At 68.1% G+C, this 11,419-nt stretch carries 9 protein-coding genes; 5 read left to right on the forward strand and 4 right to left on the reverse strand.

Going from position 1 to position 11,419, the window contains the following annotated elements; genetic code table 11:
* A partial coding sequence (locus LK533_RS17270; RefSeq protein ID WP_229364317.1) for an AAA family ATPase occupies positions 1–988 on the reverse strand: 988 nt, incomplete at its 3' end.
* 166 nt (positions 989–1,154) lie between these two features.
* Between LK533_RS17270 and LK533_RS17275 the strand changes: the two genes are divergently transcribed.
* A complete protein-coding gene (locus LK533_RS17275; protein WP_229364318.1) occupies positions 1,155–2,648 on the forward strand; it encodes a UxaA family hydrolase in 1,494 nt (497 codons plus the stop codon).
* Entirely contained in the window at positions 2,645–3,433 is a 789-nt protein-coding gene (locus tag LK533_RS17280) for a FadR/GntR family transcriptional regulator (protein ID WP_229364319.1), read from the forward strand. Before LK533_RS17275 ends, LK533_RS17280 begins: the two co-directional genes overlap by 4 nt.
* Before the next feature lie 12 nt (positions 3,434–3,445).
* Here LK533_RS17280 and LK533_RS17285 read toward each other — a convergent pair whose 3' ends face one another.
* From LK533_RS17285 to LK533_RS17295, 3 genes are all read right to left on the reverse strand, one after another.
* Entirely contained in the window at positions 3,446–4,912 is a 1,467-nt protein-coding gene (locus LK533_RS17285; RefSeq protein ID WP_229364320.1) for a mannitol dehydrogenase family protein, read from the reverse strand.
* Positions 4,909–6,324: a glucuronate isomerase gene (gene uxaC / locus LK533_RS17290; protein WP_229364321.1), complete on the reverse strand. Its 1,416-nt coding sequence runs from the start codon at positions 6,322–6,324 to the stop codon at positions 4,909–4,911. Before uxaC ends, LK533_RS17285 begins: the two co-directional genes overlap by 4 nt.
* An 85-nt stretch (positions 6,325–6,409) precedes the next feature.
* The gene (locus LK533_RS17295) at positions 6,410–7,432 is read right to left on the reverse strand and encodes a LacI family DNA-binding transcriptional regulator (protein WP_229364322.1); all 1,023 of its coding nucleotides are present in this window, start codon (positions 7,430–7,432) and stop codon (positions 6,410–6,412) included.
* 217 nt (positions 7,433–7,649) lie between these two features.
* Between LK533_RS17295 and LK533_RS17300 the strand changes: the two genes are divergently transcribed.
* Genes LK533_RS17300 through LK533_RS17310 form a run of 3 tightly spaced genes read left to right on the forward strand, consistent with a single transcriptional unit; the run spans position 7,650 to position 11,412 of the window.
* Positions 7,650–8,480 carry a 2-keto-4-pentenoate hydratase gene (locus tag LK533_RS17300; RefSeq protein WP_229364323.1) on the forward strand — a complete coding sequence of 277 codons (831 nt, stop codon included), beginning with the start codon at positions 7,650–7,652 and terminating at the stop codon, positions 8,478–8,480.
* A complete protein-coding gene (locus LK533_RS17305; RefSeq protein WP_229364324.1) occupies positions 8,461–9,747 on the forward strand; it encodes an MFS transporter in 1,287 nt (428 codons plus the stop codon). The genes LK533_RS17300 and LK533_RS17305 overlap by 20 nt, the downstream gene beginning before the upstream one ends.
* Before the next feature lie 54 nt (positions 9,748–9,801).
* The gene (locus tag LK533_RS17310; protein WP_229364325.1) at positions 9,802–11,412 is read left to right on the forward strand and encodes a family 43 glycosylhydrolase; all 1,611 of its coding nucleotides are present in this window, start codon (positions 9,802–9,804) and stop codon (positions 11,410–11,412) included.
* The last annotated feature ends 7 nt before the right edge of the window (positions 11,413–11,419 follow it).

Below are 11,419 nucleotides of genomic sequence, written 5' to 3' on the forward strand. Positions count from 1 at the left end.
CCGGCAGCAACGCCGGGCCGAAGCTCTGCTCCATGATCGCGCGCACCATCGCATGGCTGGGATCGTTGCCGTCGAACTTGGAGCAGATCAGCCGGACGAAGCTGTAGTCGACGTCGATCCCCGCTTCGTCGAGCTGCGCCAGCACCTGATCCATCATCGACAGGAACTGGACCGTGGAGCAGAAATCCGGTGTGGTGGCGGCAAGCGGGACCAGCAGCGCATTCGCCGCCTGCATCACAGCCAGGCTGATCGTCCCCAGCGCCGGCGGGGGATCGAGGATCACTACGTCATAGTCGCGTGCCAGGTCCGCCAGACCCTTCTTGAGTTTGCGGAACCGGGCGGCGAGCACCGAACCGCCATCGCTGCCGGCCGCCGCCAACTCATATTCCACGTCGAACAGTTCCAGGTTCGACGGGATCAGGTCGACGTTCGGCCAAGGGGTGGGCTTTACCGCATAGCCGAGATCCGCCTGGGTCGGGTCGATCGAGAGATAGGGATAGAGCGTCTCCGCGCGCGTGATGTTGAAGTGCGGATTAAAGCCGAACAGCGTGGTGGTGGTTGCCTGGCTGTCGCAGTCGACCACCAGCACGCGATATCCCTGCACTGCGAAGTAGTGCGCCAGATGCGTTGTGACGGTCGACTTGCCCACCCCACCCTTGAAGTTCTGCACCGCGATCACCGCAGGCACGTCGAGCGGGGCACGGCGGGGCGAGGCGCCCAGCACCTCGCGCATGTGCAGCAGCGCCTCGACCGTGTAGCCTAGCCGACGGCCGTTCTCGGCAGCGGGCGGAGGCGGCAGGCGACCGTCTTCCTCGGCCATGCGGATGCGGTTGGTGGAGCAGCCGAGCAGTTGCGCCGCTTCCGCGATGCCGAAGCGGACGCTCAGACCCTTGCGGCTTTCGGGCAGAAACGCCTTGCGCCGCAACCGCTCGATCATCCGCTCGCCGGCATCGGCCAGATCTCCGATCTGGCTCACCACTGCATTCATCCGACGCCCCGCCTTCACCGTTGAAGCTTGTTCCACGTCGGGATGCCACGAAGGGTTCAAACCGGCAACTCCATCGACCAAATTCATGCAACAGCTGCAAGGGCGGGCTCGCTTGCATGGCATGCCCGCGAAAGTTATCTGAGTAATTCCTCTCAGGTGATCTTCCATGCAGACTATCGCTTCCGCGCTTCAGGTGGACCCGCGCGACGATGTTGCCACGGCGCTTCGCGACCTAGCCGCGGGCGAGACTGTCCTGCTCGGCACGGGCGCGGTCCCGCTGTGCGAAGCGGTGGCCAAAGGGCACAAGCTCGCCGTTCGGCCGATCAAGGCGGGGGCGGAGGTGGTGAAGTTCGGATGGCCGATTGGTCGGGCGACCACCGACATCGCTGCCGGGGCGCACGTCCATACGCACAACGTGCGGACCCTGCTCGAGGAGGCGCAGCACTACGCCTATGCGCCAGCGAAGTCGCCCGCGCAGGTGCATGCGGCACCGTACAGCTTTGCCGGCTATCGCCGCGCCAACGGCTCGGTCGGGACGCGCAACGAGATTTGGGTCCTGTGCACGGTCGGCTGCGTTGGCGCGACGGCCCGGCGCCTGGCTGAGCGCGCGGCACAGCGTTTCGCCGGCCGCGTCGACGGCATCCACGCCTTTCCGCATCCCTATGGTTGCTCGCAACTGGGAGACGACCTCGACCATACGCGCACGATGCTCGCCAGCCTGGCCCAGCATCCCAATGCCGGAGGCGTCCTGCTGATCGGGCTGGGGTGCGAGAACAACCAGATGGACGCGCTGCTCGCCTCCGCACCGGGCATCGACCGCAATCGCCTGCGTGCTTTCACCACCCAGATGGTCAGTGACGAGGTTGAGACGGGCCTTGCGATGATCGAGGAACTGGTCGCGATCGCCGAACAGGACGTGCGCGAGCCGGTGCCATTGTCGGAACTGGTGCTGGGGCTCAAGTGCGGCGGGTCGGACGGGTTTTCGGGCGTGTCGGCCAATCCACTCGTCGGGCGGGTCGCCGATGCCGTGGCGAACGCTGGCGGTACCCCGGTTCTGACCGAGATTCCCGAGATCTTTGGCGCAGAACGCATCCTGATGGCACGCGCGAAGGACGCGGCGGTGTTCGGCGAGATCTGCCAGCTGGTGGAGGACTTCAAGGGCTATTTTATCGCCCATGGGCAGCCGGTCTATGAGAATCCGTCGCCTGGCAACAAGGCCGGCGGGATCACCACGCTGGATGAAAAGTCGCTGGGCGCGGTGCAGAAGGCAGGACGTGCGCCAGTGGTGGACGTGCTGCGCTATGGCGAGCGCGTCCGGCAGAAGGGGCTGGTGCTGCTGGAGGCGCCGGGCAACGATGCGGTGTCCTCGACGGCGCTGACGGCAGCCGGGGCGACCGTGATCCTGTTCACGACAGGGCGGGGCACGCCGATGGGGTTCCCCGCGCCCACGCTCAAGATCGCGTCCAACACCGAGCTTGCCGAGCGCAAGCCCGGGTGGATCGACTTCGACGCCGGGCCGCTGCTGCAAGGGGAGGCGCCGGACGTGGTGACCGAGCGGCTGCTCGAGCTGGTGATCGCGACCGCTTCGGGAGCCGAGACCCGCGCCGAGCGCAATGGCGAGCGCGAGATTGCCTTGTGGAAGCAGGGGGTCACAGTGTGAGCGACGACGGCCGCCAGGCGCCTGGCGCGCCGCGTACCGGCGGGCGCAAGCTGTACCAGGCGATCATCGACGCGCTTCAGGCGGACATCGCCGGGGGCCGCTTCACCGCCGGAGGCCGCTTGCCAACAGAGCGCGAGCTGGTTGAACGGTTCGCCGTCAGCCGGCTGACCGTGCGCGAGGCGGTGATCGGCATGGAGATCCTGGGCCTCGTCGAGGCGCGGCGCGGCTCCGGCGTCTATGTCATGGCCAATGCCGCCGAGCGGCTCCAGCCCTCCGATCTCGACATCGGCGCGTTCGAGCTGATCGAGGCCCGGCGTCTGGTAGAGGGCGAATGCGCGGCACTGGCGGCGATCACCCGCAATGACGAGGATGTGGCGGCGCTGCGCGACATTCTGGAGCGGATGATTGCCGAAAATGCGATCGACAGCCCGGACGAGTTCGCCGACCGCGACTTCCACCGCCAGATCGCACGGGCGACCGCCAACGACGCAATGGTGCTGACGGTCGAGACGCTGTGGGACGTGCGGCATCGCTCGCCGCTGTGCGTGGCGGTGCTCGACCGGGCGCGGCGGGCAGGGGAGAAGCCGCGGATCGAGGACCACCGCGCGATCCTGGAGGCGATTGCGGCGGGCGATCCGGAGGCGGCGCGCGCGGCGATGCGCCGACACCTGGGGCGGGTGATCGAGCATCTGCTGGAGGCAACGCAAGACGATGCGCTGGAGCGGATGCGGGCGGAAGCGGCGCAGCTGCGCGATCGCGCGAACCGCTTCCCGGCGGCCAGCTGAAAGCGGCGCCTCCTACAACCGCGCCAGCGTAGCGCGCGCGCCTTCCGCCTCGAGGCGGTGGAGCCAGGCCGCGAGCATCTGCGCAAGCCCGGTGTCCTGCGCGAGCGCGGGCGGAAAGATCGCGTCGATCGCGAGCAGCGCTGCGACCTTGTGCTCGGCGGTGTCGGCGTTCTGCACGGCGGCCGCGGTGCGGGCGGCGAGCGGGTCGTCGACCGCAAAGACATCGCCGTGGTCGTTCATGCCCGCCTGCCAGCGCATCCAGGCGGCGACCGCGAGCTTGAGCGCGGGGCAACGCGCGCCGATCGCGCGCCGGGCGGCGATGGTTGCGAGCAGCCGCTGCGGGAGCTTCTGCGACCCATCCATCGCGATCTGCCGGGTGCGGTGCTGGAGCGCCGGGTTCGCGAAGCGGATCATCAGCTGGGCGCGATAAGCGGCAACGTCCAGGCCGGGAGGCGGGGACAGCGTCGCCTGCGCCTCGTCCCACAGCCGCTCGACGAAGCGGCGGCCTTCGGGCAGCGCCACCACCTCGTGCACGAAGTCGATGCCGGCCAGCCCCCCCAGATAGGCGATACCGGAGTGGGCGCCGTTGAGCAGCCGCAGCTTGGCCTCTTCCCAGGGCGCGACATCGTCGGTCAGCTGCACGCCGAGCGCGGCGAAGTCGGGGCGGGGGCCGGCGAAGCGGTCCTCGATCACCCATTGGGTAAAGGGCTCGGTCTTGACCATCGCCTGGTCCTCGACGCCCAGGGTCGCAGCGAGATCGGCAACGTCGGCATCGGTGGTGGCAGGGACGATGCGATCGACCATGGTCTGGGGAAAGGCGCCCTCTGCCTCGATCCAGGCGGCGAGGTCGGGGTCGTGCGCGGCCGCCATGCGCTGCACCGCCTGGGCGAGCCGCGCGCCATTGTGGGGCAGGTTGTCGCAGCTGATCGCGGTGAAGGGGGCAAGGCCGGCGGCACGGCGACGGGCGAGGGCGGCGACCAGGAAGCCCGGGGCGGTGCGCGGCGCGTCGAGGCTGGCGAGATCGGCGGCGACGTCGGCATCCGCCTCGATCAGCTGGCCGGTGGCGGGATCGAGCTTATAGCCTTTTTCGGTGATGGTGAGCGTGACGAGATGGGTGTCGGGGCTGGCGAGCGCAGCAACGACCGCGCCCGGATTCTCGGGCGCGACCAGCACGGTCTGCACCGCGCCCATCACCTGCAGGCGACGGCGGTCGCCCTCGCGCTCGACCAGCGTATAGAGCCCGTCCTGCGGCACCAGCTGGTTGCGGACGCTTGCCGAGCGCAGCGACACGCCGATGATGCCCCAGCGCAGGTCGCCGGCGGCCAGCGCCGCCTCGAACACCGCCGCCTGGTGCGCGCGGTGGAAGGCGCCGATGCCGAGATGGACGACCCCCGGCTTGACCGCGCTGCGATCATAGGCCGGGCGCGCAACCTTGGACGGCAGCGCGGCGAGCGTTGCGTTCGACAGGCGTGCGCTCACAGCTTGTATGCCTGTTTCACCAGGTCATAGGTCAGCGCCTTCGCGACCTCGTGCGCCTCCTCCTCGGGCAGCTGGTGCTCGGCGACGAGGCGGGCGAGGAAGGCGCAGTCCATCCGCCGTGCGACGTCGTGGCGGGCGGGGATCGACAGAAAGGCCCGAGTGTCGTCATTGAAGCCGACGGTGTTGTAGAAGCCGGCGGTCTCGGTCACGCGCTCGCGGAAGCGGCGCATGCCTTCGGGACTGTCGTTGAACCACCAGGGCGGGCCGAGCCGCAGCGCCGGATAATGGCCCGCGAGCGGGGCCAGTTCGCGCGCATAGCTGTCCTCGTCCAGGGTGAAGAGGATGATGGTGAGGCGCGGGTCGGAGCCATAGCGGCTGAGCAGGGGATGGAGCGCACCGACGAAGTCGGTCGCCATCGGAATGTCGGCGCCCTTGTCGCGGCCGAACTGGCGCATGACGGTGGCGTTGTGATTGCGGTGAACGCCGGGGTGGATCTGCAGCGTCATGCCATCCTCGATGCTCATCCGCGCCATTTCGGTGAGCATCTGGGCGCGGAACAGCTCGGCCTCCGCCGGCGTGCAGCTGCCGGAGCGGACGCGCGCGTAGAGGCGTTCGGCCTCCGCCTCCGACAGGTCGGCGGTAGCGGCGCTGGGATGGCCATGGTCAGTCGCGGTGGCGCCGCCGACCTCGCGGAAATAGGCGCGGCGGTTTGCGTGCGCGCGCAGATAGCCCTTCCAGGTCGACACGTCCTCGCGCGCCAACTCGCCCAGGCGCTCGACATTGTGCTGGAAGCCTTCGAACTCGGGATCGAGCGCAGCGTCGGGACGGTAGGTGGTGAGGACCTTGCCCCGCCACCCGCTCGCGCGGATCGCGCGATGGTGGTCGAGCGGGTCGAGCGGCCCTTCGGTGGTGGCGATCGCCTCGATGTTGAAGCGCTCGAACAGGGCGCGCGGGCGAAAGCTTTCCTGCTTCAGCGCGGCATCGATGGTGTCGTAATAGCTGTCGGCGTTGTCGGCCGACAGCAATTCGTCGAGCCCGAAGATCTCGGCAAACACCCAGTCGAGCCACATGCGCGACGGCGTGCCGCGGAACAGGTGGTAGTGGGCGGCGAAGCGGCGCCAGATGGTGCGCGGGTCCGCCTCCGTCGGGCCGCCATCGATCCGCGGCACGCCCAGTTCCTCCAGCGCCACGCCCTGGCTGTAGAGCATGCGAAAGACGTAGTGGTCGGGAACGATCAGCAGGCTGGCGGGATCGCCGAACGCTTCGTTGCGGTCGAACCAGGCCGGGTCGGTATGGCCGTGCGGCGACAGGATCGGCAGGCCGGCGATCCGCTCATGGAGGCGCCGTGCGATTGCCCGGATCGTCGGATCGGCGGGGAAGAGGCGATCGGGGTGCAGCGAAAGCTTCGTCATCAAGGCGCCTCGGCAAGAGCAAGCGTGTCGAGGCGAGGATGGCAAATGGTTCGAGCGGCTGTCCACCGAATTTATCAGATAGCTTTCAGCTCGACGGCGCGGCGACCGAGGCGCGGCGGATCAGGGTGGAGAGGAACAGCGCATGCTCGTCGCCATGGTCGCCCGGGCCGGTGCCGATCAGCTTGAGCGCTGCGGCGCGCGCCATGGTCACGATCGGCCAGCGCACGGTGGTGAGCGGGGGCCAGATATGGGAGGCGATGGTGGTGTCGTCGAAGCCGATGACGGACAGGTCGGCCGGGATCTCCAGCCCGCGCTGCCGCGCGACATGGATGGCGCCGGCGGCCATCTCGTCGTTGCAGGAAAAGATCGCGGTCGGGCGCGGCGACAGATCGAGCAGCCGCTCGGTCGCGCGGATGCCGGAGTCGAACGTATAGTCGCCGGGTGCGATCCAGGTGCGGTCGAACGGCAGGCCCGCAGCCGTCATCGCCTCCTCATAGCCCGACTGACGTTCCAGCGCGGAGCGGAAGCCGCGCGGCCCCGCGATGACGCAGATCTGGCGGTGGCCCGCCTCGATCAGGTGCGCGATCGCGTGGCGCACCGTCTCGCGGTCGTTGGATGCGACCATGTGCTGCGGCACGTCGAACGGTGCGGAGCCCATGCGAACATAGCGGCAGCCGATTTCCGCACACAGGCCGGCGAGCTGGTCGTTCTCTGAGATCGGCGGCAGCAGCATGACGCCATAGGGGCGTTGGCGCTCCAGGAAGCGGCGGACCTCCCCCAGCATCTCCGGGTCGCCGCGATCGACCGGGTGGACCAGCAGTTCGAACTCGGTGTCGCGCAGCACTTCCAACAGGCCGTGCTGGACGCCCAGCACCATCTGCGCATTGGGATTGTCGTGGATCAGCGCGATCACGAAGTTACGCCGCAGCGCCAGCGCGCGTGCCTGCGGGTTGGGCGTATAACCGAGCTCGGCGATCACCTGCTCGACGCGTTTGCGCGTATCGCCGTTCAGCAGCTCGCTGTTGTTGATGACCCGGCTGACCGTCTTCTTGGAGACACCGGCCAAGCGCGCGACATCGTTGATGGTGGGCTGGGAAGCCTTGTTCATGCGCCCTGCATAGCGGCCGGAGGGATTGTCGCCAGCGACATTTGCCCGCGAAAACTTACGCAACGCTTAGCCGGCAACACTTTGAACAACTGCTGCGGCGTGGGGAATACGGCGGCGTGGGGAATGGCGGCGCGCGAAAACCGGGCTTGCTCCTGACACCGGTTTCCAATAGCCATGCGAAACGAAACAAACGAGTGGGCGTAAGGGTGGTTTGTCGATGAGCGGGGAAGCAGCAGTCGCGCAGGCCTTTGTGGAGGCACGACGCGCGGGCACACCGCTCAGCAGCTATCCGGGAACGCCGCCGACCTCCCTTGCCGGCGCCTATGCGGTGCAGGATCATGCGATCGGGCTGCGCGGGGGCGTCGTCGCCGGATGGAAGGTGGGCCGGGTCCCCGCGCCTTTTCTGGAGCAACTGGGTGTGCCGCGGCTCGCGGGGCCGATCTTTTCCGACCAGATCCAGATCGCGGGCGACAGCCCGGCAGCACTGCCGGTGATCGATGGCGGCTTCGCGGCTGTCGAGGCGGAGTATCTGTTGCGGATCGGCCGGGCCCCGGTCTCGGGCACAACGCGGCTGTCGTTGGAGGAAGCGCTCGAACTGGTCGATGCGGTGCATGTCGGCTTCGAGATCGCGAGCTCGCCCTATGCCGGGATCAACACCGACGGGCCGCTGGTCACGATCAGCGACTTCGGCAATCACAATGCGCTGGTGATCGGCGCACCGGTTCCCGACTGGTGCAGCCGCGCCTTTGAGGACTGGACGGTCTCGACCGAGGTGGATGGCGATTGCGTCGGCACGGCAAGCGCGCGCACGATGCTGGACGGTCCGTTCGGTGCGGTCGCGTTCCTCGTCGAGAGCCTGGGCGCCCGCGGACGGACGCTGGAGCCGGGACAATGGATCTCGTCCGGCGCGGTGACCGGCGTCCACCAGGTGGCAGTCGGCGCGCGCGTCGCGGCGCGGTTTGGAGAATTGCGGGTGAGTGGCACGATAGAAGCCGCCGCCCGACAGGAGAGCATGTCGGAGACGAAGCATGGAGAACGGACGGGCTGATCCGGTTGGCGGCGCGGTTGCGCGCGCGGGTCGCTATCGTTGGGGGATCGTCGCGCTCCTCTTCACGGCGACGGTGATCAACTACATCGATCGGCAGATGATCGGTGTGCTCAAGCCGACGCTGTCGGCCGACCTCGGTTGGAGCGAAACCGACTTCGCCGACGTCATCTTCTTTTTCCAGCTGGCCTATGCCATCGGCTATCTGGGCTTCGGCCGGATCATGGACGTGATCGGCGCGCGCTTCGGCTATGCCATCGCTTTCGTCATCTGGCAGGTCGCCCACATCGCCCATGGCGGCGCCTATTCGGTGACGCAGTTCGCGCTCGCGCGGTTCGGCCTGGGCCTGGGCGAGTCCGGCAACTTCCCCGCCAGCATCAAGGCGGTGACCGAGTGGTTCCCGGCACGCGAGCGGGCGCTGGCGATCGGTGTCTTCAACGCCGGCGCCAATGTTGGGGCGATCATCACGCCGCTGGTGGTGCCGGTGATCACCGTTGCCTATGGCTGGCGCGCGGCCTTTGTCGTCACGGGCCTGGTGAGCCTGGTGTGGCTGGTCGCGTGGCTGGCCATGTACCGCCGCCCGAGCGAGCATCCCAAGGTCACGCGCGAGGAGCGGGCCTGGATCGAGCAGGATCCGGCCGACCCGGTCGAGCCGATCGCATGGAAGCGGCTGATCCGCGTGCGCGAGACCTGGGCCTATGCGCTGGGTAAGTTCTTCATCGACCCGATCTGGTGGTTCTTCCTGTTCTGGCTGCCGGGCTATCTGGGCCAGCGCTATGACCTGGACCTGTTGAGCTTCGGGCCGCCGCTGGTCGCCGTCTACCTGCTGTCGGACCTGGGCAGCGTGGCGGGGGGCTGGCTGTCGAGCCGGCTGATGAACGCGGGCAAGAGCGTCAACTATGCGCGCAAGATGACGATGTTCATTTGCGCCTGCGCGGTGACGCCGGTGTTCTTTGCCCAGTCGATCGACAATCTGTGGGTGGCGGTGCTCGTGATCGGTCTCGCGACCGCGGCACACCAGGCGTTCTCGGCCAACCTCTATACGCTCCCGTCCGACCTGTTCCCGCGCGCGGCGGTCGGATCGGTGGTCGGAATCGGCGGCACGGTGGGGGCGATCGGCGGCATGCTGATGGCGAAGTATGCGGGCTACGTCCTCGACAGCATCGGCAGCTATGTGCCGCTGTTCGCGGTGGCGGGCTCCGCCTATTTCCTGGCGCTGCTGTGCGTCCACCTGCTGTCGCCCAAGCTCGCGCGCGCCGAGCGGATCTGAACCCTACGCGCGGGCGAGACTGTGCGCCCACCGACAAAGACCGGGGAGAAGGCGATGGGGTTGAGCAGGCGCGACGCGCTGGGGACGGCGTTTGCCGGCGGCGCAGCGGCGATGCTGGGCGGCACGCCCGCGCAGGCTCAAGCGGCGTCCGGCGGCTGTGCGGGGACCCCGCCGACGCAGTGGAAGCGCGGGCTGGACAACCAGCGCATCGGCGACCTGGGCGATGGGCGGTTCCTGAACCCGGTGCTGGCGGGCGACCGTTCGGATCCGGCGATCCTGAAGGACGGCCGCGATTACTACATGACGTTTTCCAGCTTCGACAGCTATCCTGGGCTGACGATCTGGCACAGCCGCGACCTGGTAAACTGGCAGCCGCGCAAGGCGGCGTTGACCCGCAACATCGGCGCCGTCTGGGCGGTGAGCCTGGAAAAGCACCAGGGCCGCTATTTCCTCTACATCCCGGTGAAGGCCGAGCCGAACGACATCCATGTCATCTGGGCCGACCATATCGACGGGCCCTGGTCCGATCCGGTGTCGCTGGGGCTGCACGACCATATCGACCCCTGCCATGCCGTGGCCGAGGACGGATCGCGCTGGCTGTTCCTATCGGGGGGCGACCGCATCCGCCTGGCCGATGACGGCCTGTCGACCGTGGGCGAGGTCGAGCACGTCTATGATCCCTGGCACTATCCGGACGAGTGGGACGTCGAGGGCTTCTCGCCCGAGGGACCCAAGATCGTGCGGCACGGGGGCTGGTATTACCAGATCACTGCCGTCGGCGGCACGGCGGGGCCGCCGACCGGACATATGGTGATCGTAGCACGATCGCGATCGCTGCACGGGCCGTGGGAGAATGATCCCGCCAACCCGGTGGTGCGCACAACCGACGTCGCCGAGCGCTGGTGGTCGCGCGGGCATGCGAGCCTGGTGGAGGCGCCGGACGGGAGCTGGTGGTCGATCTATCACGGCTATGAGAACGGCTTTTGGACGTTGGGCCGCCAGGCGCTGCTCGACCCGATCGAGTGGACCGCCGATGGCTGGTTCCGGATGAAGGGCGGCGACCTGTCGCAGCCGATCGCCAAGCCCGGGGGCGGTACCGCGCTGCCGCACGGACAGGCGCTCTCCGACGACTTCCGCACGCTGCAGATCGGCTCAAAGTGGAACTTCTTCCGCCCGGGGCCAACCGAACCGGCGCGGGCGCGGGTGGAGAATGGCGCGCTGGTGCTGAAGGCGAGCGGCAAGGCGCCGAGTGATTCTTCTCCGCTGATGTTGATCGCGGGCGACCGGGCGTACCAGTTCGAATGCTCGATCGAGATTGCGCCGGGCGGGACGGCGGGGTTGGTGCTGTTTTACGACGACCGACTCTATTGCGGGCTGGGCTTCGACGAGACGCGGTTCGTGACCCACCAATATGGCATCGAGCGCGGGCGGCCGGCGAACCCCTATGGCCGGCGGCTGCGGATGAGGGTCGCGAACAAGGAGCATATCGTCGCCATCCACCTGAGCGGCGACGACGGGCGGACGTGGAAGCGCTTCGACCGCGGCATGGAGGTGTCAGGCTACCATCATAATGTGCGGGGCGGGTTCCTGATGCTGCGACCGGGATTGTATTCGGCCGGCACGGGCGAGGCGCGGTTCCGGGACTTCCGGTATCGGGCGCTGTAGGCGGTCC

Source organism: Sphingomonas sp. PL-96 (genome assembly GCF_020707215.1).
Classification (GTDB): domain Bacteria; phylum Pseudomonadota; class Alphaproteobacteria; order Sphingomonadales; family Sphingomonadaceae; genus Sphingomonas.